Origin of the sequence: Methylomarinovum caldicuralii (assembly GCF_033126985.1) — a bacterium.
Classification (GTDB): Bacteria; Pseudomonadota; Gammaproteobacteria; order Methylococcales; family Methylothermaceae; genus Methylohalobius; species Methylohalobius caldicuralii.
This window is the reverse complement of record NZ_AP024714.1, coordinates 290091-310224: the sequence shown is the minus strand read 5'-3', so window position 1 is coordinate 310224 and position 20134 is coordinate 290091. Positions and strand designations below refer to the sequence as shown.

At 66.6% G+C, this 20134-nt stretch carries 19 protein-coding genes; 13 read left to right on the top strand and 6 right to left on the bottom strand.

Annotated elements, in window-relative coordinates:
- Window positions 1-34: 34 nt before the first annotated feature.
- Window positions 35-1285 carry an ammonium transporter gene (locus MCIT9_RS01615; RefSeq protein ID WP_317705689.1) on the top strand — a complete coding sequence of 417 codons (1251 nt, stop codon included), beginning with the start codon at window positions 35-37 and terminating at the stop codon, window positions 1283-1285.
- Between the two features lie 120 nt (window positions 1286-1405).
- Entirely contained in the window at window positions 1406-2686 is a 1281-nt protein-coding gene (locus MCIT9_RS01610) for a porin (protein ID WP_317705688.1), read from the top strand.
- A 68-nt stretch (window positions 2687-2754) separates the two neighbouring features.
- Here the strand turns inward: MCIT9_RS01610 and MCIT9_RS01605 are convergent, their stop codons facing one another.
- A complete protein-coding gene (locus MCIT9_RS01605) occupies window positions 2755-3381 on the bottom strand; it encodes a TRAP transporter TatT component family protein (RefSeq protein WP_317705687.1) in 627 nt (208 codons plus the stop codon).
- 171 nt (window positions 3382-3552) lie between these two features.
- Between MCIT9_RS01605 and MCIT9_RS01600 the strand changes: the two genes are divergently transcribed.
- The gene (locus tag MCIT9_RS01600) at window positions 3553-4512 is read left to right on the top strand and encodes a helix-turn-helix transcriptional regulator (protein WP_317705686.1); all 960 of its coding nucleotides are present in this window, start codon (window positions 3553-3555) and stop codon (window positions 4510-4512) included.
- Entirely contained in the window at window positions 4509-5528 is a 1020-nt protein-coding gene (locus tag MCIT9_RS01595) for a diguanylate cyclase domain-containing protein (protein WP_317705685.1), read from the top strand. Before MCIT9_RS01600 ends, MCIT9_RS01595 begins: the two co-directional genes overlap by 4 nt.
- 55 nt (window positions 5529-5583) lie before the next feature.
- Here MCIT9_RS01595 and glnA read toward each other — a convergent pair whose 3' ends face one another.
- The 5 genes from glnA to MCIT9_RS01570 all read right to left on the bottom strand — a co-directional run bounded on the left by glnA (window position 5584) and on the right by MCIT9_RS01570 (window position 11149).
- Window positions 5584-6993 carry a glutamate--ammonia ligase gene (gene glnA / locus MCIT9_RS01590; protein WP_317705684.1) on the bottom strand — a complete coding sequence of 470 codons (1410 nt, stop codon included), beginning with the start codon at window positions 6991-6993 and terminating at the stop codon, window positions 5584-5586.
- Window positions 6994-7096: 103 nt separating this feature from the next.
- Window positions 7097-8296, bottom strand: coding sequence for a cation diffusion facilitator family transporter (locus MCIT9_RS01585; RefSeq protein ID WP_317705683.1), 1200 nt, complete (start codon window positions 8294-8296; stop codon window positions 7097-7099).
- Complete coding sequence (locus tag MCIT9_RS01580; protein WP_317705682.1) at window positions 8293-8520, bottom strand: sulfurtransferase TusA family protein; 228 nt, start codon at window positions 8518-8520, stop codon at window positions 8293-8295. Before MCIT9_RS01580 ends, MCIT9_RS01585 begins: the two co-directional genes overlap by 4 nt.
- Window positions 8517-9560: a tRNA (5-methylaminomethyl-2-thiouridylate)-methyltransferase gene (locus MCIT9_RS01575; protein WP_317705681.1), complete on the bottom strand. Its 1044-nt coding sequence runs from the start codon at window positions 9558-9560 to the stop codon at window positions 8517-8519. Before MCIT9_RS01575 ends, MCIT9_RS01580 begins: the two co-directional genes overlap by 4 nt.
- A 44-nt stretch (window positions 9561-9604) precedes the next feature.
- Window positions 9605-11149, bottom strand: a complete 1545-nt coding sequence (locus tag MCIT9_RS01570) for a gamma-glutamyltransferase family protein (protein WP_317705680.1) — start codon at window positions 11147-11149, stop codon at window positions 9605-9607.
- Between the two features lie 151 nt (window positions 11150-11300).
- On the opposite strand from MCIT9_RS01570, the gene MCIT9_RS01565 reads away from it, so the two are divergent.
- From MCIT9_RS01565 to mraY, 9 genes are all read left to right on the top strand, one after another.
- The gene (locus MCIT9_RS01565) at window positions 11301-12146 is read left to right on the top strand and encodes an SPOR domain-containing protein (RefSeq protein ID WP_317705679.1); all 846 of its coding nucleotides are present in this window, start codon (window positions 11301-11303) and stop codon (window positions 12144-12146) included.
- Window positions 12143-12724: a CPBP family intramembrane glutamic endopeptidase gene (locus tag MCIT9_RS01560; RefSeq protein WP_317705678.1), complete on the top strand. Its 582-nt coding sequence runs from the start codon at window positions 12143-12145 to the stop codon at window positions 12722-12724. Before MCIT9_RS01565 ends, MCIT9_RS01560 begins: the two co-directional genes overlap by 4 nt.
- Window positions 12725-12901: 177 nt before the next feature.
- Window positions 12902-13360, top strand: coding sequence for a division/cell wall cluster transcriptional repressor MraZ (gene mraZ / locus MCIT9_RS01555; protein ID WP_317705677.1), 459 nt, complete (start codon window positions 12902-12904; stop codon window positions 13358-13360).
- A gap of 2 nt (window positions 13361-13362) precedes the next feature.
- Window positions 13363-14292, top strand: coding sequence for a 16S rRNA (cytosine(1402)-N(4))-methyltransferase RsmH (rsmH, locus tag MCIT9_RS01550; RefSeq protein ID WP_422880185.1), 930 nt, complete (start codon window positions 13363-13365; stop codon window positions 14290-14292).
- A 5-nt stretch (window positions 14293-14297) separates the two neighbouring features.
- Entirely contained in the window at window positions 14298-14567 is a 270-nt protein-coding gene (gene ftsL / locus MCIT9_RS01545) for a cell division protein FtsL (protein WP_317705675.1), read from the top strand.
- Complete coding sequence (locus MCIT9_RS01540) at window positions 14564-16279, top strand: peptidoglycan D,D-transpeptidase FtsI family protein (protein WP_317705674.1); 1716 nt, start codon at window positions 14564-14566, stop codon at window positions 16277-16279. The genes ftsL and MCIT9_RS01540 overlap by 4 nt, the downstream gene beginning before the upstream one ends.
- On the top strand, window positions 16279-17718 hold the full coding sequence (locus MCIT9_RS01535; RefSeq protein WP_317706683.1) for a UDP-N-acetylmuramoyl-L-alanyl-D-glutamate--2,6-diaminopimelate ligase: 1440 nt from the start codon (window positions 16279-16281) through the stop codon (window positions 17716-17718). The genes MCIT9_RS01540 and MCIT9_RS01535 overlap by 1 nt, the downstream gene beginning before the upstream one ends.
- Window positions 17709-19058, top strand: coding sequence for a UDP-N-acetylmuramoyl-tripeptide--D-alanyl-D-alanine ligase (locus MCIT9_RS01530; RefSeq protein WP_317705673.1), 1350 nt, complete (start codon window positions 17709-17711; stop codon window positions 19056-19058). The genes MCIT9_RS01535 and MCIT9_RS01530 overlap by 10 nt, the downstream gene beginning before the upstream one ends.
- Complete coding sequence (gene mraY, locus MCIT9_RS01525; RefSeq protein ID WP_317705672.1) at window positions 19058-20134, top strand: phospho-N-acetylmuramoyl-pentapeptide-transferase; 1077 nt, start codon at window positions 19058-19060, stop codon at window positions 20132-20134. Before MCIT9_RS01530 ends, mraY begins: the two co-directional genes overlap by 1 nt.

The window sequence follows — 20134 nt, the reverse complement described above, 5'->3', positions numbered from 1 at the left end:
GGGGCGGTAAAGCACCAAACATCAGGAGGAAAAAATGGAGAAAGTGATAGAAGTCAGCTACGCGCTCGATACGCTGTATTTTCTGGTCATGGGGGCGCTGGTCATGTGGATGGCCGCCGGTTTCGCCATGCTCGAATCGGGTCTGGTACGTTCCAAAAATACGGTGGAGATCCTGACCAAGAACGTGGCCCTCTATGCCATCGCCTGCATCATGTATCTGCTGATCGGTTACAAGCTCATGTATCCCGATGCGGCGGTCAATGCCGTCTGGCCCGGCATCGGTTTTCTGATCGGCGAGGACCACACCCTCGACGAAGTGCTCAAGAGCAACGGCGAAGTCTATTACTCGGTGATGGCCGACTTCTTCTTCCAGGTCGTCTTCGTCGCCACCGCCATGTCCATCGTCTCGGGTGCGGTGGCCGAGCGCATGAAGCTCAGCGCCTTCCTGCTGTTCGCGGTGGTGATGACCGGTTTCATCTATCCGCTGCAGGGCTACTGGAAGTGGGGCGGCGGTTTTCTGGATCAACTGGAATTTCTGGATTTCGCCGGTTCCGGCGTGGTGCACCTGTGCGGGGCGACCGCGGCCCTGGCCGGGGTGCTGCTGCTCGGTCCCCGCACCGGCAAATACGGCCCCGACGGGGAAATTTACCCGATACCGGGGTGCAACCTGCCCCTGGCGACCCTGGGGACCTTCATTCTGTGGCTGGGCTGGTTCGGTTTCAACGGCGGTTCGGAACTGAAGGTTTCCAACGTCGAGGAGGCCAACGCCGTGGCCCGGGTGATCGTCAACACCAACATGGCGGCCGCCGGCGGTGCCGTGGCGGCGCTGCTGACAGACCGCCTGCTGTTCGGCAAGGTGGACCTGACCATGATGCTCAACGGGACCCTGGCCGGCCTGGTGGCGATCACCGCCGAACCGCTCACGCCCACCCCGCTGCTGGCGACGATCGTCGGCGCCGTCGGCGGCGTCATCGTGGTGTTCTCAATCATGGGGTTCGACAAGCTGCGCATCGACGATCCGGTCGGGGCGCTGTCGGTGCACGGTGTGGTCGGCATCTGGGGGCTGCTGGCGGTGTGCCTGTCCAACCCTGACGCCAGGCTGGGAGCCCAGCTGATCGGCATCGTGACCATCTTCGCCTGGGTTTTTACCGCCAGCTTCATCGTCTGGTACGTCCTCAAGCTGACCGTCGGCATCCGTCTCAGTCCCGAGGACGAATACAACGGCGCCGACTACGCCGAGTGCGGCATGGAGGCCTATCCGGAATTCACCGGCAGCGGGCGTTGAGCCTCATCCGAGCACAGGGGGATGCCTGTCCCCCTGGCGTGCATTCCGTTTGGCTGCTATCCTGGTTTGCAAAAAGGCAACAAATGGTTGTGAAAAATTGACAACAGAGAGGATCGAACGATGAACGAACGTGTTTTCAAACCCACCGCCCTGGCCGTCGCCCTGGCTGCCGCCACCGGTGCCGGCGCCCATGAACTGACGGAAGGTGTCATCCCGGAGCGGATTCACAGCGCCGACGGTGTGGTCGAGGCCCTGACCGGCTACGACATCAATGAAACCCAGTTCATGAAATCCCTGGGACTGCGTGCCGGCGGCTGGATCGACTTCGGCTATACCCACAACTTCGAAGATCCGCGCAACGATCTCAACGATCCGGTCACTTTCAATTTCCGCTACGACCACGTGATGCTGAACCAGGTCAATCTGTTCGTCGAACGGGCGGTCAGCACCGACGGCGGTTGGGACCTCGGTGGCCGGGTGGACTTTATGATCGGTACCGACTCGCCCTTCACCCAGGCGCTCGGTCTGGAAGTCTCCGACGCCGGCAAGCAGAAATGGGTCGGGAACACCAATGCGATGCACAATCTCAACAAGATGGCCCTGCCGCAGGCTTATCTGGAAGTGTATGCGCCGGTGCTCAACGGCATCACCGCCAGAGTGGGGCATTTCTACACCATCATCGGCAATGAAGTGGTCACCGCGCCAGACAACTTCTTCTATTCCCACGCTTATACCATGCAGTACGGCGAACCCTTCACCCACACCGGGGTGCTGTTCTCCATGCCGCTCATCAACAATCTCAGCATTACCGTCGGTGCGGTCAACGGCTGGGACAGCTTCACCGCCGACATCGACGATGCCTGGAATTTCATCGGCGGCCTGACCTGGGACAACGGCGTCGAGGGCGCCGGCGCCCTGTCGCTGGCCCTGACCTCCACTCACGGAGCCATCGTCGGCAACAACGGCCGCTCCGATAAACTGACGCGTTCCCTCTACAGCATCGTGCTGAACCACGATGTCACCGACGCGCTGCACTTCACCCTCCAGCACGACCACGGTTGGGAGGAACAACTGGGTACCGATGACGACGCCCACTGGTACGGCGTCAACAGCTACCTGACCTATGATGTCAACGACATGGTCTCGCTCGGCACCCGCATGGAGTGGTTCCGGGACGAGGGCGGAACGCGCGTCTCCAGCCTCTATGGCGGTCAGGGGGTGCGGCCCGGAAAATCCGCCAACTTCTACGAAATGACCTTCGGGGTCAACTTCAAGCCGACCCATTGGGCCAAGATCCGCCCCGAAGTGCGCTACGATTGGGCGGAAAACACCAAGCCCTTCGACGATGGCAGCCAGGACGACCAGCTGCTGTTCGCCGTGGATGTGGTGGTGATGTTCTAAACCTCCGCGGCGCGAAGAAAGAGAACGGCGCGGGATCTGACGGTTCCGCGCCGTTTTCGTATCCGGCCTCAGCTTCGGGATGCGAGCAGCCGGCCCAGCTTTTGGGCGGCTTTGCGTTTCAGGCGCTGTGCGAGATAGGGCTGGTCGGGATCGCCGGAAAGCTGCAGCACCTTTTCGAAATGGGCCTGGGCGGCTGCGGTCTCGCCGCGGTCGTGAAGATAGCGGGCGTAGTAGTAATGGGTTTCGATGCCGTCCGGATTCAGCGCCAGGGCCTTGCGGAAATAAATTTCCGCCTTGTCGCGGTCGCCAAAGGACAGCGGCCAACCCGGGAGTTTGTAATACAGGCAGGCCAGGGTCAGATAGGCCGCTCCGTCGAGGGCCCGGGGGTCGAGGGCGATGGCCCGCTCCAGCAGCTTGCGGGTCTGCTGCAGTTGCCCGAGAACGGACAGGTTCGGGGACAGGCTCGCGCGGCTGACGGTGACGATCGCTTCCCAGATGAGAAGATCAGCCTGATCCGGCTGCTGTTGCCGCAGGGCGCGGATTTCCGCCAGTAGCCGGGTCAGGCCGGCCTCACGCCGGGCCTTGGGCCAGTGGTAGGTGATTTCGTCCCAGCGGGCGCCGATACGGTCGGCCGCAACCGCAAACCCCTGGAGCGGGACGGCCAACAGCAGGACCAACAGTGCGGTCCGGAGCATGGAAACCGGTTTCATTGTTGCCCTAAAACAATTGTTTTTGTATCGGAGCAACAGATTATAAGGAATTTTGCTAAATGAAGACAGGTGGCGGCGAGCATGGGTCGTTTTGACCCATTGTGAGAAGATAGGACGGGTGCCGAGAATGTTTTCCGAAGATAGCGAGCGTTTTCCATGGATGCACCCATCAATCAGCAGATCCAGTCGATCTACGGCCTCGTCGAGACGGTTCCGTTAGGGCGTTTCAAGACGGCGGCCTTCGCCTGCATCAGGCAGGTGCTGCCCTTCAACGCCGGGTTGTGGATCGAGGGGGAGGCGGAAACCCAGACGCCGCATTCGGCCCATTTTCACAATCTGCCTGCGGATCTTCTGGAACACTATTATCCCTATGCCGGGGATGACCGGCTTTACGAGGCCATCGTCGCAAATCCCGGGCGCACGTACCTGATGAGCGACTTTTATTCCCTGGAGGAGATACTGCAGTTGCGCATCTACCGGGAGTTCGGGCGCCATTACGGGATCTTCCACGCCGCCGCCACGGCGCTGGTCCATAAGGATCTGGGGCTGTACTCCTTCATCGCCTTCTACCGTGACCGCCATGACCCGCCCTTCACCGAGCGGGACCTGCGGTTCAAACAGGCGCTGACGCCGCATCTGCTGACCGCTTACCGGCTGAAGCTGTTTCAGGCCCTTCTGGCCGAGGAAACCTGCAACGACCACCAGAGCGTCACCGCCGTGATGGACCGGCAGGGAGTCATCCATCACGCATCTCTCTCCCTGGCACCGTTCCTGCGGGAGGCGTGGCCGGGGTGGCGGGGCCCCTGTGTGCCGGAGGCGGTGCTGCAGGCTGTCGCCGGGGGGCGCAAAAGTTTCTTTGTCGACCATCTGTTCTTTGATGCCTCCACGTTGCCGAACGATCTGATTTTCCTGCGGGGGCGGCGCATGAACCATCTTGACGTGCTGAGCGTGTCGGAGAGCCGGGTGGCGTTCCTCCTCAGCCAGGGCTGGACCTACAAGGAGGTCGGGCGGGACCTGGGTATTTCGCCCTCCACGGTCACCAATCACGTCAACCACATTTACCGCAAGCTCGACATCCACTCCAAAAGCGAATTGCGGAGGTTTTTCCGCTCATGAGCGATACCGCCGGCCTCATCGCCTTCTACCGGATGCGCCTGGAGATACAGAAGGCGCTGTCGCGGTTTTGCAGCGAAACCGAACTGTGTCAGCAGATCTGCGATGCGGCGGTGGCGACCGGGGAGATCCAGCTGGCCTGGATCGGCCTGCGGCGACAGTCGCGGCTGAGGCCGGTGGCGGCGGCCGCCCAGCCGGCGTCCCTGCTGACCCGGGCCTGGCCGTGTCCCGACATCGGCCTGCCGCTGTTGGCGAGCCGGGCGGTGGCGACCCGCACGCCCCAGTGGTTGGGGCGGGGCAACGCCCTTCCGCCCGGGGTGGCGGTGGCGGGATTTTCCTCCGCCTGCGCGCTGCCGCTGACCATCGAGGGGGATCTGTACGGCGTGATGGAGTTCTATGCCCGGCCGGCGGATTTCTTCACCCCGGAAAGGCAGGCTCTGCTGGCGGATCTGCCGGCGGAGGTGGAGGCGGTGCTGGGGCAGCGGGCGGACCTGCAGCGGCGCAACCATCAGCTGCGGCGGATCGCGGCGCTGGCCTACCGCGATCCTTTGACCGGCCTGCCCAACCGCCGCTATCTGGAGGTCTATCTGCCTCGGGTTCTGGCCAAGGCGCGGCGCAAATCCCGTCCGCTGGCGCTGTTCATGATGGATCTGGATGGCTTCAAGGGGGTCAACGACCGTTTCGGCCATGCCACCGGGGACCGGTTGCTGATACAGGTCGCTGGTGTGCTGCGGGGCCGGCTGCGGCGCGGGGATCTGCTGGTGCGCCTCGGGGGGGACGAATTCGTCGCCGTCGTCGGCAGCATGCTGTCGCCCGAGGACGACGCCCGGCTTGCGGCCGATCTGATCGGGACGGTGGCCGGGGCGGTGCCGCCGGAGCAGGATGTGGGGCTGAGCATCGGGATCGCCCGTTATCCCGAGCACGGGACCGAGGCTGCCGGGTTGCTGCAGCGTGCCGACCAGGCCCTGTACCGCGCCAAGGCGGACGGGCGGCGCTGCTGGCGGCTTTGCAGGGGCTGAAACGAAGACACCCCGCACGCGGCGGGGTGTCTTGGTCGCAGTGCTGGTTTTAGCCTTACAGGCTGTAGTACATGTCGAACTCGACCGGATGGGTGCTCATCCGCAGGCGGGTGACTTCCTCCATCTTCAGTTCGATGTAGGCGTCGATCATGTCGTCGGTGAACACGCCGCCGGCCTTCAGGAATTCCCGGTCCTCGTCCAGCGCCTTGAGGGCCTCGTCGAAGGAGAAGCACACCTTGGGAATGTTGGCTTCCTCTTCCGGCGGCAGGTCGTAGAGGTTCTTGTCCATGGCGTCGCCGGGATGGATCTTGTTGAGGATGCCGTCGAGGCCGGCCATCAGCATGGCGGAGAAGGCCAGGTACGGATTGGCGGTGGAGTCGGGGAAGCGCACTTCGATACGGCGGGCCTTGGGGTTGGCGATGAAGGGCACGCGGATGGAGGCGGAACGGTTACGGGCCGAGTAGGCCAGCATCACCGGCGCCTCGAAGCCCGGCACCAGGCGCTTGTAGCTGTTGGTGGAGGCGTTGGTGAAGGCGTTGATGGCGCGGGCGTGCTTGAGGATGCCGCCGATGTAATAGAGGGCGGTTTCCGAAAGCCCCCCGTACAGGTCGCCGGTGAACAGGTTCTTTCCGTCCTTGGCCAGGGACTGATGCACGTGCATGCCGCTGCCGTTGTCCCCCACCAGGGGTTTGGGCATGAAGGTGGCGGTCTTGCCGAAGGCGTGGGCCACGTTCATCACCACGTACTTGAGGATCAGCACCTCGTCGGCCTTCTTCACCAGGGTGTTGCAGGCGACGCCGATCTCGCATTGGCCCGCGGTGGCCACTTCGTGGTGGTGCACCTCGGTCTTGATGCCGACCTCCTCCAGGGTTTCGCACATGGCTGAGCGCACGTCCTGGAGCTGATCCACCGGCGGGACCGGGAAATAGCCGCCCTTGGGGCCGGGCCGGTGGCCGATGTTGCCGCCTTCGTAGACCTTTTCGGTGTTCCAGCCGGCTTCCTCGGAATCCACTTCGTAGAAGCAGCGGTGGATGTCGGCGCCCCAGCGCACGTCGTCGAAGATGAAGAATTCATTTTCCGGGCCGAACAGGGCGGTGTCGGCGATGCCGGTGGACTTCATGTAGGCCTCGGCGCGTTTGGCCAGCGACCGGGGGCAGCGTTCGTAGCCTTCGCCGGTGCTGGGTTCGACGATGTCGCAGCGCAGCACCAGGGTGGGGGATTCGAAGAAGGGATCCTCGAAGGCGGTGTCAGGGTCGGGCATCAGGATCATGTCCGATTCTTGGATTCCCTTCCAGCCGGCGATGGAGGAGCCGTCGAACATCTTGCCGTTTTCGAAGAAATCCTCGTCGATGGTGTGGGCCGGAACCGTGACGTGCTGTTCCTTGCCCTTGGTGTCGGCGAAGCGCAGATCGACGAACTCGATTTCTTTTTCTTTGATGATTTCGAATACCTTGTCCACGGACATTGGGTTACCTCGTTGAGATGAAAAGACAACAAAAGGTGTTCTTAGCAGACACCATGCCAGTTAAAGCATCCGCCGGCGGCCGGCCTGGAAGAAACCGTCTCGCTCAATTGCACCCAAATGGTGCGTCCCGCACCGGGTTGGTGCGACCGGGCGGTTCGGCCGTGAAATGGACCCGAACCGAACCGATAAAGTTAAAGGGTTTGACCGCCGCGCGCAATTCCGCCGCGATCTTTGCCGGATCGGCGCCCGTCTGGATCAGCTGCACCGGCAGATAGACCTCCACGTGAATCTTGCCGCCGAGATAGTGCAGATGGATGCGCTCGATCCGGTCGGCGTAGGGCAGATGGCGCCAGGCCCGGCACAGGCGCTCGACCACCTCGCGCCGCAGGGGTAATTTCAGGGCGGGCTGGTCGAGGTCGCGTTCGGCGTCGATGTGGACAGTGACGTCGGTGATGTCCTCGAATTCCTGCAGCAGGCGGTCGCGCACCTTGTCGGCGATGGCGTGGCCCTCGGAGACGGAGATGTCCGGCGGCACCTGGATGTGGACGTCCACCAGGGCCTCGCCGCCCATCTGCCGGGTTCGCAGCGAGTGCAGGGAGCGCACCCCCTCGGTGTCGCGGATGGCTGCCTCGATGGCCTTGACCTTGTGGGCGGGCAGGGCGGTGTCCACCAGTTCGCGGGTGCTTTCGATCACCAGGCCAAAGCCGATCTTGGCGATCAGCAGGCCGACGACGATGGCGGCCACCGCGTCGGCGAAGTGATAGCCGTACAGCACGCCCACTACTCCGGCCAGGACCACTACCGAGGAGATGGCGTCGGAGCGGTGGTGCCAGGCATTGGCCTGGAGCAGGCGCGAGCGGGTCTTGAGGGCCACGTGACGGGTATAGTGGTACAAAGCTTCCTTGGCCAGGATCGACACCGCCGCCGCCGCCAGGGCCCAGACGTTGGGATGCCACAGGGGCGCTTCTCCCTGGAGCCGCTGGGCCGCGTCCCACACCACCCCGCCGGCGACGCCGATGAGCGCCAGCCCCAGCAGCACCGTGGCGATGGTTTCGAAGCGGGCGTGACCGTAAGGGTGGGATTCGTCGGCCGCCTGGCCGGCGATGCGCAGGGTCGCCAGCACCAGGACGTCGGTCAGCAGATCGGAGAGGGAATGGATGCCGTCGGCGATCAGCGCCTGGGAGCGGCCATAGCAACCGGCGACGATCTTGCCGATCCCGAGCAGCAGGTTGACCAGCGCCCCTACCAGGGTGACCCGGCGTTTGGCGCGGGACTGCTGTTGGCGCAGGTCGGTGGCGCTCATTTCCCCACGATCAGGACGACCCTGTATTCATCCCTGCCCTTCTCGGTCTTCACCACCTGGTGGCCATGGACCCGGCACCAGGCGGGGATGTCGTGAAGGACGCCGGGATCGGTGCCGATCACCTCCACCTCGGTCCCCGGGGTGAAATCCCGGAGCGCCTCCTGGAGGCGGATCACCGGCAGCGGGCACAACAGCCCCCTGGCGTCGACGGTCTCCCGGCTCACAGCACCCACTCCGGCGGGATTTCGTGGGGCTTGAGGGGGGCGACGGTGCATTCCTTTTCCTCCCCTTCGGGCGTGACCGCCTTGACCGTCACCTGATCGGCGTTGCGGCCCTGGCTGTAGCGGGCCACGATCCGGGCCGCCAGTTCCAGGTCCTCATCGGCGGGCTGGCCGTCGATCAGGGTCAGGGGGCCGGAATGGCTGGTGGGGAACAGATGGACGAAGCGGTTTTTGTACCCTTGCAGGAAGCGGCCCTCCCCCTCCTCGCGGGCGACGATGAGCTTGAAGTGGGGCCGGGGGCGGAGGTGGCGTCCCACCTTCAGCAGCATGATGTCGTCCAGTTCGTAATCGCGGTGGCCGCGGGCCTGCCACAGATCGGCGAGCTTGCGCGAATAGTTCTCGTCGGTGAGGAAGCAGCAGCCGCCGGCGGGCTGGGCGTAATCCACCAGCCCGAACTGCCTGGCCAGCGCCATCTGCGGCTTGCGGGTGCGGCCGGAGAAATCGTAGAGCTTGTCCCGGTCCACCCAGCCTTCCCGCTCCGGTTTGGTGGGTGGCAGGTTCTTGGCGCACAGGGGGCGCAGCAGCAGGTCGCCGACCCCGGATTCGCGCGCCACCACCGGCATGGTGTCCTTGCGCTGGGACTTGGGACGCTGGCCGATCACCTCGCCGGTGATGATGAAGTCGAAGCCGTTTTCCCGCATCCACTGGTATGCCTTGCCGACCATGAAGATTTTGCAGTCGAGGCAGGGATTGAGGTTGGCGCCGTAGCCGTGCTTGGGATTGATCACCACATCCTTGTATTCCTCGATGATGTCGATGATGTGGAGTTTGATCCCCAGCTGCTCGGCCACCCACAGCGCGTTGTTGCGCTTGGGTTTTTTCTGGTCGCGCTTGCGGATCGCGTGGGTGTGGCCCTCGACGCAGAATCCGGTGAAGAAATTGATGCCCTCCACGTGGATCCCCTGTTCCATGATCACCTTGGCAGCGAGCATGGAATCGAGACCACCGGAAATGAGGGCGACTGCCTTGCGTGGTTGGCTCATGTGCAGGTCACGTCCTTAAAGTTCGGGAATTCTATCACGCCTGCTCATACCCGGCGGCACACGCCGCCGCGGCGCGGATCGCCGGCGCCCTCGAACCCCTCCGGGCCGCGGGCGACCGCATGGACGCCGCCGAAGAACAGATTGGGGGCCGGCCAGGCTTTGACTTCGTAGTTGGACGCCAGCCGGGCCACGGCGGTTTCCTCGAAACCCGGTTCCAGGTTGACGACGCTTTCCTCCAGATGCAGGCGCGGGGCGGCGACCGCCTCGGCCAGAGGCATCCGGAAGTCGATCAGGTTGACCAGCACCTGCAGGATCGCGGTCCTGAGGCGGTTGGAGCCGCCCGAGCCGAGGGCTACGGTGCGCCCGGGCAGGCGCGCCAGGGAAGGGGCCATCATCGAGGTCATTCGGGTGTCGCAGGGCCACTGGAAGAAACCGTGGGGGTTGAGGTCGGCCTCGCCGAGCATGTTGTTGAGCATGATGCCGGTGCCCGGGATCAGCCAGCCGCAGCCCTCCCCATTGCTGGTGGTGAGGCTGGCGCAGTTGCCCTCCGCATCCATGACGCTGATGTGGGTGGTGCCGCGGCGGCACAGGGGATGGCCCCGCAGCCGGGCCAGATAGCGTTCCACGACCGCAGGCGCCAGCAAGGCGGGATGACGGCCGGGATGGGTGTCGTCCAGGTCGAGCTCGTTGCGGACCTGCCGGGTCAGATCCTGAACCGCGGCCAGCAGACCGGCGTGGCCCGGGCCGCCGAAGCGCAGGGTGTGCAAATTGAAATGGGACAACAGTTCAAGGGAGAAGGCGATGAGGATTCCGCCGGAGCTGGGCGGGGGATTGGTGAGGATTTCGGCGTTGCGGTAACGCAGCCGCAGGGGCTGGCGTTCGATGACGGGATAGCTCTGCAGATCGGCCCGGGTCAACAGCCCGCCTTCGGCACACAGCGCGGCGACGGCGGCGGCGATCTCGCCCTCGTAGAACAGCGCCTCCCCCTCGCGGGCCAGCGCCTCGAGGGTGTCGGCCAGGTGCGGTTGGCGCAACCGCTCCCCTGCCTGCACCAGTTTGTCCGGATGATTCGGGCTCCGGTACGCGGCGAAGGTTTCCGGTCGGGCCCGGTAGATGGGGGCGACGATGTCGAAGATGTAGGCCTGGAAGTCATTGACCACAACCCCGTGGCGCGCCAGCTCGATGGCCGGGCGCGCCACCTCCGTCATCGGCAGCCGGCCCAGGCGGCGCTGGATCTGCCACAGTCCCCGGACTACACCCGGGGTGGCGATGGCGCCGCGGCCGATGTGAAATTCCTGGCGGGTGGTGCCGAAATCGGCGTGGATGGGGAAGAATTCGATCTCCTCCGGGGGGCGCTTGCACTTGGGCGTCTGGACGAAGAAATCGAACAGCCGGGCCTGACGGCCGTCGTGACTGAGTAGATAGCCGCCGCCGCCCAGGGAGGCCAGTACCGGCTCGGCAACGCAGGCGGCCAGGTGGGCGGCCACCGCCGCGTCGAAGGCGTTGCCGCCGGCGGCGAGGATCTCGGTCGCCGCCGCGGCGGTGTCGGGATGGCCGGCAGCGACGATGCCTTTGGGAAGCGTGGACATAGCGTGGGCAAAAAGTTCATTATACAAGCCGGGCGTCCGTTGTTTGCACCCTATCCTGCCGTTTGCCGGCAGACTTCGGGGGCAACCGGGAGCGAGGTTTTGGGACGGTCGCGGTTGTGTTATGTTTGCGCCTGACAGAGGAGGGGACGTCATGAGCGACGACAATGAAGACATTCGCACCGATTTCGACGAACGTCTGCGCCAGGCGACGCGCAAGCGTCAGGAGCGGCAGGCGGCGGAGGGCGCCGACTGGGAGCCGGAGGACGACAGCCTGAGCCTCTCCTCCCAGCGTCCAGGGAAGCCCAGGGATGACGTCTTCACCGCCCGGCGGCCGGCGCCAGCGGCCGGTGGCGACGACAGGCTGCTGTGGGTCGCGGTTGGTCTGGGCGGGGCCGCGCTGGTGCTGGTGCTGATCCTCGGGGTGTTGCTGCTGCGCCAGGGCAACCGGGTCGAACAGCTGCAGGAATCGCTCGCCCTGCTGGAGGAGCAGGCGGAGGCCCCGGCTGCCGACGAGGCGGCCTTGCGGTCCGAAATCGCCCAGCTGAACGCCCGCCTCGACGAACTGGCCCGGCAGAGCCAGACGCCCGCGGCGATCGACGAGAGTGCTCTGGCGGATCTCAGGGCGCGGGTGGCGAAGCTGGAAGCCGGGTTGCAGGAGATCCCCCCGCGCCTCGAGCAACTGGAAAAATCCCTGAAGACCGCGAAAGCAGGCCGCCAACAGGTCGCACCGGCGGCCAAGCCGCCGCCGGTCACGAAGAAACCTGCGGGCGGCTGGTACGTGGTGATCGCCTCCCTGGGTGACCGTCAGGCGGCGGAAAAGCTGCGCCAGCGTTACCTCGGTCAGGGTGTCAGGGCGGAAATCCATGCGGTCACGATCAAGGGCAAACGCTGGTATCGGCTGCGCGTCGGTCCGTTCCCGAGCCAGCAGGCGGCCAAACGCGAGGCGGCCCGCCTGAAACGGACCCTGAAGCTGGAATCGGCATGGCTGAGCCGATGAGCAAAGGCCGTTTCCTCGCCCTTGCCACCGCATTCGAGGGTGGGCTTTTGGTGCTGGCCTTTCTGCTGGGCTGGTGGCTCGAGCGCAACCCCCTGGCGGGTCTGCGCTGGCAGGGGAGGGCGCTGAGCCTCGGGCTGCTGGGCACGCTGCCGCTGCTGCTGTTCTTCGGCGTCGCCTACCGGCTGGAAATCCCCCAGATGGAGCGCATCAAGCGGATGTTGCTGGAAACCCTGGGGCCGCTGCTGTCCCGGTGCCGCTGGTATGAGCTGGCCTACGTGGCGGCCTTGGCAGGAATCTGCGAGGAGGCGCTGTTCCGCGGCCTGCTGCAACCCTGGTTCGAATCCCTGTGGGGGCCGTGGCCGGCTCTGCTGCTCAGCAACGTGCTGTTCGGGCTGGCGCATTCGGTGACGCTGCTGTACACCGTTCTGGCGATGCTGACCGGCATCTATCTCGGCTGGCTGTTGCAGGTGAGTGACGGCAATCTGCTGGTGCCGGTCCTGGTGCATTCCCTCTACGATTTCGCCGCGTTCCTGGTGGTGGTTCTGGGTTATCGCCAGCAGCGCGCGGCTGCGGACTGAGAACCTGATCGCAAAAAGTGAACGCCACCGGCCCGGGTGACGGAGATTTTCCGTAGCCGTTTTCCGGTCCCGTAGCTGTCGCGATTTTCCCAATCTTTGTCGCTTTTCGGTCACGCTTGACGAAGGGTGAGCGGCTTCTTTATAGTGCCCGCAACGCGTGGGGAATTGTGCAGGCAAGTGGGGAATCCGTTCCGCGGCATCCATATCCTGAATCTGGACAGCAAAGGCCGGGTGGCGATCCCGGCCTGCCACCGGGCGGATCTCGGTGGTACGCGTCTGGTGGCCACCATCGCCATCGACAACCGTTGTTTGTGGCTGTATCCCTGGCGCCAGTGGCAGGCACTGGAGCGTCAGCTGTTGGCGTTGTCCAGCCTGAACCGCCGTTCCCGGCGTTTGCAACGCCTTCTGATCGGGCACGCCCAGGAGGGGGAGCTGGATGGCCAGGGACGTTTCCTGTTGTCCACGCCGCTTCGCAAATACGCCAATCTGACCAAGAGCGTGGCCCTGGTCGGCGTGGGCGCCAAGTTCGAGATCTGGGACGAGGAAGCCTGGGACGTGCGCCGCAACGTGTGGATGGAAGAAGAGAGCCTGGAAGATCTGGCCGCTTCCCCCGATTTGAACGACTTGCAACTTTGACGATGGATGCGATGGTACATCTGCCGGTCATGCTCGAGGCCGCCCTGGAAGGGTTGGCGCTCGCGCCTGACGGTGTCTATCTCGACGGTACCTTCGGCCGGGGAGGGCACAGCCGGGCGATTCTTGAACGGCTGGGGCCCGAAGGGCGCCTTGTCGCCCTCGACAAGGATCCGGACGCCGTCGCTTCCGCCGAGGCGGAACGGCTGCGCCGGGACCCCCGTTTCACCCTGGTGCAGGCGGATTTCCGCGACCTCGGCGCGGTGGTGCGGGAGGCCGGCCTCTGGGGCCGCGTGGCCGGCATGTTGCTGGATCTGGGGGTGTCGTCCCCGCAGCTGGACACCGCCGCCCGCGGCTTCGCCTTCCTCCAGGAAGGGCCGCTGGACATGCGCATGAATCCCGCCGTGGGGGTTTCGGCCGCCGAGTGGTTGGCCCGGGCCGACGAGCGCGAACTGGCCGATGTCATCCACCGCTACGGCGAGGAGCGTTACGCCCGCCGCATCGCCCGCACCATCGTCAGGGCGAGGACGGAAACGCCGCTGCGGACCACCCGCCAGCTGGCGGAACTGGTCGAGCGCGCCGTCCCGCGGCGGGAGCGCCACAAGCATCCGGCGACCCGGACCTTCCAGGCGATCCGCATCCACGTCAATCGCGAGCTGGAGGCGCTGGAGGCCGCGCTGGCCCAGTCCCTGGAAGTGCTGGCGCCCGGCGGCCGCCTGGTTGTCATTGCCTTCCATTCCCTCGAGGACCGTATCGTCAAGCGCTTCATCCGCCGCCATTCCCGTCCGGCGCCGCTGCCCCGCAAGCTGCCGGTGGTGGTCTCCGAACTCGACCTGCCGTTGCGGGATCTGGGCAAGCGCCGTCCGGACGCCCTGGAAATCGCCCGCAACCCGCGGGCCCGAAGCGCCGTTCTGCGCGTCGCCGAACGTCGATGAAGCGAATGGCCGTATTGACAGGGATTCTGGGGATGGCGGTGATCGCATCGGCGGTGGGTGTGGTTTACGGCAAGTACCGCAGCCGCATGCTGTTCAACGAAATCCAGCGCCTGACCCGCCGCCTCGACGCCCTGGCGGTGGAGCGGGAACAGCTGCTGCTGGAGGAGCACGTCTGGGCCGACCCGGCCCGCATCGAACGCCTGGCGCAGCAGCGTCTCGACATGGTGGTGCCGGAAGCGGACGCCATCGTCTATCTGACGGTGCCGCGGCGATGAACCCCCGGGCCGCCCCAACCCTGGTCGCCCCCTGGCGCCGCTACCTGCTGCTGGGCACCTTCGGCCTGGCGCTGGCCGGCCTTCTGGCGCGGGCCTTCTACATCCAGGTGTGGGCGCGGGATTTCTACCGCCGCTACGGCGACCGCCAGCAGATCCGCACCGCGGTCCTGCCGGCCCACCGCGGGCGGCTGCTGGACCGGCAGGGGGTGCCGCTGGCGCTCAGCGCCCCGGTCAAGGCGGTGTGCATCAATCCGCGCCGGTTCCACGCCGAACCCGGTCAGCTGCGCCGGCTCGCCCGGTTGCTGGGGATGCGGCCGCAGGACCTGGAAGACAAGATCGCGGCCCACCGCCAGCAAGCGTTCCTCTACCTCAAACGCCAGCTGGCCCCGGCGCTGGCGGAACGGGTTCTGGCCCTCGATCTCGACGGCCTGTTCCTGCGCTCCGAATTCCGGCGTTACTATCCGGCCGCCGAGGTGACGGCCCATCTGCTGGGCTTCACCGATATCGACCAGCATGGTCAGGAGGGGTTGGAACGCCGCTTTGACACCCAGCTGACCGGCATGGCGGGGCAGGTGCGGGTCATCCGCGACCGCAAGGGGCGGCTGATTGAGGCGATGGAGAGCCTGCAGGCGCCGCGTCCCGGGCACGACGTCCGCCTGAGCATCGACCGGCGGCTGCAGTACTGGGCCTATCTGGAACTGAAGCGCGCCGTGGCCCGCCACCACGCCAGGGCGGGGATGCTGGTCCTGCTCGATGCCAGGACCGGTGAGGTGCTGGCGCTGGCCAACCAGCCCACCTTCAACCCGAATCTGCGCGACGGCCGCCGCCGCGCCGCCTGGCGCAATCGGGCGGTCACCGACGTGTTCGAGCCCGGCTCCACCCTCAAACCCTTCGCCATGGCCTGCGCCCTGCGCGAAGGGGTCGCCCGCAGCGGCGAACGCATCGACACCGCCCCGGGGTGGCTGCGGGTGGGACGTCACGTGGTGCGTGACCATCACCGCCACGGCGTCCTCGATCTGGCCGGGATTCTGGTCAAGTCCAGCAACGTCGGCATCACCCGGGTGGCCCTGCGGCTGTCGCCTGCCCGCTTTACCGCCTGTCTGCGCGATTTCGGCTTCGGGCAACCTACCGGGATCGAGTTTCCCGGTGAGGCGGACGGTTTCGTGCCGGCAGCCCGCGGCCTGGGCCGTTTCGAACAGGCCACCTTGGCGTTCGGTTACGGCCTCAACGTCTCCACCCTGCAACTGGCGCGTGCCTACACGGCGCTGGCCGACGACGGAATGCTCCATTCCCTCACCCTGCTGCCCCGCAGCACCGATCCGCAGCCCCGCCGGGTCCTGCCCGCCGGGGTGGCGCGTCAGGTACGTCACATGCTCGAAGGGGTGGTGACGCCCGAGGGGACGGCCCGGCGGGCCCGGGTTTCCGGTTACCGGGTCGCCGGCAAGACCGGGACCGCCAAGGTGGCCGTCCCCGGCGGTTATGCCGAGGACCGCTACCGCGGCCTGTTCGTCGGTATGGCGCCGGCCAGCGCTCCCAGGCTGGTGCTGGCGGTGGTGATCGAGGAGCCCCGGGGCAAGGCGTATTACGGCGGTCAGGTGGCGGCGCCGGTGTTCTCCCGGGTGATGGGGCTGGCGCTGCGCCTGCTCGGCATCCCTCCGGACGAGATTCCGGCGGCGCCGCCGCTGCTGGCGCGCGCGGGAGGGCTGCAGTGATGCGGCTGCGCGACTGGCTGCCCGACGTTGCCGGGCCGGATGTCGAAATCACCGGCCTGGCGGAACACGCCGCCGAGGTGCGGCCGGGGGATGCCTTCATCGCCCTGCCGGGACGGCGGCGCCACGGGCTGGATTTCGCCACCGAGGCCGCGGCAAACGGCGCGGTGGTGGTGCTCCACGAGCCCGGCGATGCCGTGCCGCCGCTCCCGGTCCCGGCGGTGGCGGTGGCCGGGCTCGGCCGTCGCCTCAGTGCGTTGGCGGCCCGCTTCTACGGCCATCCCAGCCGGGAGATGGAGATCATCGGCGTCACCGGCACCAACGGCAAGACCTCCTGCAGCTTCTATCTGGCCCAGGTGCTCGGCGGGGCGGTGATGGGCACCCTGGGCTGGGGCCGGCCCGGAAGCCTGCATCCCAGCGCCCACACCACCGCCCCGGCGGTCGCCACCCAGCGCCGCTTGGCGGCGCTGCGGGACGCCGGCGTGACCACGGTGGCGATGGAGGTTTCCTCCCACGCCCTCGATCAGGGCCGGGTGGCGGAAGTGGCCTTCGATGCGGCGGTGTGGACCAACCTCAGCCGCGACCACCTCGACTATCACGGTGACCTCCAGCGCTATGCCGCCGCCAAGCGCCGCCTGCTGGCGTGCCCCGGGCTGCAGGCGGCGGTCGTCAACCTCGACGATCCGGTCTGGCCCACAATGCGGGAAGCCTGTACCGGAGAGGTGATCGGTTTCGCCTGGCGCACCCGGCCAGCGGCGGATTTCCCTGTGGTTCAGGCCCGGCAGGTCCGCTTCACCGCGGCGGGGATCGAATTCGGGGCGGTCTTCCAGGGAGACTCACACCCGGTCCGGGTGGGGCTGCTGGGGGAAGGCAACCTGGAAAACGCGCTGGCTGTGCTGGCGCTGCTGTTGGCGCAGGGGTGGTCGCTGCCCCGGGCCGCTGAGGCTCTGGGGCGGCTGGTGCCGGTGCCGGGGCGGATGGAATGCTTCCGGGCCCCGGGCCGTCCCCTGGTGGTGGTGGACTACGCCCACACCCCGGCGGCGCTGGAGATGGCGCTGACCAGCCTGCGGCGCCACTGCCGCGGGCGGCTGTGGGTGGTGTTCGGCTGCGGAGGCGACCGCGACCGCGGCAAGCGGCCGCTGATGGGGCGCATCGCCGAGCGTCTGGCCGACGCGGTGATCCTCACCGACGACAACCCGCGCACCGAGGACGGCGCGGCGATCGTCGCCGCCATCGCCGCCGGCATGGCGCGTCCGCCCCGCATCGTCCGCGACCGGGGGGAGGCCATCGACCGGGCCTTGGCCGAAGCCGGCGAAGGCGATGTAGTGCTGGTGGCCGGCAAGGGCCACGAAACCTGGCAAGATGTCGGAGAGCGGCGCCTGCCTTTCAGCGACCGCGAATGGATTCAGAACCGTTTGGCAGAGGAGGCGACATGCGTTTGAGCGAAGTGGCTCCGGTGCTCGGGGGGCGGCTTTTGGGAGAGGATGCGGACTTCGAAGGTGTCGGCACCGACACCCGTCAGCCGTTGCGCGGCGCCCTCTACGTCGCCCTGCAGGGCGAGCGCTTCGACGGCCACGACTTTCTGCCCCAGGCGGCCGCCGCCGGGGCCGCCGCCGCCCTGGTCTCCCGGCCGGTTGACTGCGGACTGCCGCAGCTGCAAGTGAGAGACACCCGCGCGGCGCTGGGACAGCTGGCGCGCCACTGGCGCCGCCGCATTTTCCGGGGACGGGTGATTGGGGTCACCGGCAGCAACGGCAAGACCACGGTAAAGGAAATGATCGCCGCCGCCCTGGGCGGGGAACCGGCGGTGCTCAAAACCCAGGGAAACCTCAACAACGACATCGGCGTGCCCCTGACCCTGCTGCGGCTGACGGCGGCACAGCGCCATGCGGTGGTGGAGATGGGGGCCAACCATCCCGGCGAGATCGGCTACTGCGCCGCCCTGGCGGAACCCGACGTCGGCGTCATCACTCAGGCGGCGCCGGCCCATCTGGCGGGTTTCGGCTCCCTCGAAGGGGTCGCCCGCACCAAGGGGGAGCTGTTGGCCGCGCTGCCGCCCGACGGAACCGCGGTGCTCAACGCCGACGATCCCTTCTTCGATCTGTGGCGGCGCCTGAGCGGGGGGCGGCGGGTTCTCAGCTTCGGCTTCGGCAAGGCCGACGTCCGCGCCGTCGAGGTGGCACCCCTGGCGTTCGCCGCCGGCCGCTTTCACAACCGCTTCGAAGTCGAGGCACTGGGGCGGCGTTTTTCCCTGGATCTGGCGTTGGCCGGACGGCACAACGTCGCCAACGCCCTGGCGGCGATCGCCGCCGCCCTGGCGGCCGGAGGCGATCCGGAGGTCATTCGCGCCGGTCTGGAAGGCTTGGGTCCGGTGCCCGGCCGCCTGCGGCCGTTGCCCGCCCGGGAAGGCGCCTGGCTGCTCGATGACTGCTACAACGCCAATCCGGCTTCCTTCGCCGCCGGTCTGGAAACCCTGGCGGCGCTGGGGGGGGAGCCGTGGGTGGTCCTCGGCGCTTTCGGCGAGCTGGGGCCGGAAAGCGCCTATTGGCACCGCCAGGCGGGGCAGCTGGCGCGCCGCCACCGGGTCGCCTATCTGCTCGCCGTGGGGGAGGAGGCCAAGGCGGCGGTGGCCAGCTTCGGCGGCGGGGGGCAGTGGTTCTCCTCCCGTGAGGCGCTGATCGAGGCAGCGCTCAAACACCTGCACAGCGGCGCCCGGATTCTGGTCAAGGGTTCCCGCAGCCAGGGATTGGAACACGTGGTCCGCGCGCTGGAGGCCGCCTGATGCTGTACGAGCTGACCCAATGGCTGAGCGACTGGTACGGACCGTTCCGGGTCTTCCAGTACCTGACCCTGCGGGCCATCGTGGCGGTGCTGACGGCGCTGATCCTGTCCTTCCTCATCGGTCCGCCGTTGATCCGCCGCCTGGGGCGCTACGCCCAGCCGATCCGCGACGACGGTCCCCAGAGCCATCTGAGCAAGGCCGGCACCCCCACCATGGGCGGGTTGCTGATCCTGATCGCGGTCACCGTGACCACGCTGCTGTGGGCCGATCTCGCCAACCGCTTCGTCTGGGTGGTGCTGGGGGTTACCCTGGCCTACGGGGTGATCGGCTTCGTCGATGACTACAAGAAGTTGGTGCTGGGCAACAGCAAGGGCATCTCGGCGCGCCAGAAGCTGTTCTGGCAGACGGCGGTGGCGGCGGCGGCGGCGGTTTTCCTCTACCGCAGCGCCCAGGTGGCGGCGGAATGGACCTACATCTTGCCCTTCTTCAAGGACATCCGCCTGGACCTGGGCTGGGGTTACGTGCCGATCACCTGCCTGGTGGTGGTCGGCACCAGCAACGCGGTCAACCTCACCGATGGTCTCGACGGCCTGGCGATCCTGCCCACGGTGCTGGTGGGCGGGGCCCTGGGGGTGTTCGCCTACGTTTCCGGCCACAGCCATTTCGCCGACTATCTGGCGGTGCCGTACATCCCGGGGGTCGGCGAGCTGGTGGTGTTCTGCGGCGCCCTGGTGGGGGCGGGGCTGGGGTTTCTGTGGTTCAACGCCTATCCGGCCCAGGTGTTCATGGGCGACATCGGCGCCCTGGCCCTGGGGGCGGCGCTGGGCATCCTGGCGGTGCTGGTGCGTCAGGAAATCGTACTCATGATCATGGGCGGGGTGTTCGTGATGGAGACGGTGTCGGTCATCCTCCAGGTGGCGTCCTTCAAGCTCACCGGCCGGCGCATCTTCCGCATGGCGCCGCTGCACCATCATTTCGAGCTCAAGGGCTGGCCCGAGCCCAAGGTGATCGTGCGCTTCTGGATCATCACCGTGATCCTGGTGCTGATCGGACTGGCAACGTTGAAACTGAGGTGA

What these genes read in the sequence shown, in the direction of transcription:
- MCIT9_RS01535 (WP_317706683.1), top strand. Translation starts at nt 16,279, where the DNA reads ATGCGGCTGCGCGACTGGCTGCCCGACGTTGCCGGGCCGGATGTCGAA.
- MCIT9_RS01605 (WP_317705687.1), bottom strand. Translation starts at nt 3,381, where the DNA reads ATGCTCCGGACCGCACTGTTGGTCCTGCTGTTGGCCGTCCCGCTCCAG.
- MCIT9_RS01540 (WP_317705674.1), top strand. Translation starts at nt 14,564, where the DNA reads ATGAACCCCCGGGCCGCCCCAACCCTGGTCGCCCCCTGGCGCCGCTAC.
- glnA (WP_317705684.1), bottom strand. Translation starts at nt 6,993, where the DNA reads ATGTCCGTGGACAAGGTATTCGAAATCATCAAAGAAAAAGAAATCGAG.
- MCIT9_RS01615 (WP_317705689.1), top strand. Translation starts at nt 35, where the DNA reads ATGGAGAAAGTGATAGAAGTCAGCTACGCGCTCGATACGCTGTATTTT.
- MCIT9_RS01585 (WP_317705683.1), bottom strand. Translation starts at nt 8,296, where the DNA reads ATGAGCGCCACCGACCTGCGCCAACAGCAGTCCCGCGCCAAACGCCGG.
- MCIT9_RS01595 (WP_317705685.1), top strand. Translation starts at nt 4,509, where the DNA reads ATGAGCGATACCGCCGGCCTCATCGCCTTCTACCGGATGCGCCTGGAG.
- MCIT9_RS01560 (WP_317705678.1), top strand. Translation starts at nt 12,143, where the DNA reads ATGAGCAAAGGCCGTTTCCTCGCCCTTGCCACCGCATTCGAGGGTGGG.
- MCIT9_RS01600 (WP_317705686.1), top strand. Translation starts at nt 3,553, where the DNA reads ATGGATGCACCCATCAATCAGCAGATCCAGTCGATCTACGGCCTCGTC.
- ftsL (WP_317705675.1), top strand. Translation starts at nt 14,298, where the DNA reads ATGGCCGTATTGACAGGGATTCTGGGGATGGCGGTGATCGCATCGGCG.
- MCIT9_RS01575 (WP_317705681.1), bottom strand. Translation starts at nt 9,560, where the DNA reads ATGAGCCAACCACGCAAGGCAGTCGCCCTCATTTCCGGTGGTCTCGAT.
- MCIT9_RS01610 (WP_317705688.1), top strand. Translation starts at nt 1,406, where the DNA reads ATGAACGAACGTGTTTTCAAACCCACCGCCCTGGCCGTCGCCCTGGCT.
- MCIT9_RS01570 (WP_317705680.1), bottom strand. Translation starts at nt 11,149, where the DNA reads ATGTCCACGCTTCCCAAAGGCATCGTCGCTGCCGGCCATCCCGACACC.
- MCIT9_RS01565 (WP_317705679.1), top strand. Translation starts at nt 11,301, where the DNA reads ATGAGCGACGACAATGAAGACATTCGCACCGATTTCGACGAACGTCTG.
- rsmH (WP_422880185.1), top strand. Translation starts at nt 13,363, where the DNA reads ATGGATGCGATGGTACATCTGCCGGTCATGCTCGAGGCCGCCCTGGAA.
- MCIT9_RS01530 (WP_317705673.1), top strand. Translation starts at nt 17,709, where the DNA reads ATGCGTTTGAGCGAAGTGGCTCCGGTGCTCGGGGGGCGGCTTTTGGGA.
- mraY (WP_317705672.1), top strand. Translation starts at nt 19,058, where the DNA reads ATGCTGTACGAGCTGACCCAATGGCTGAGCGACTGGTACGGACCGTTC.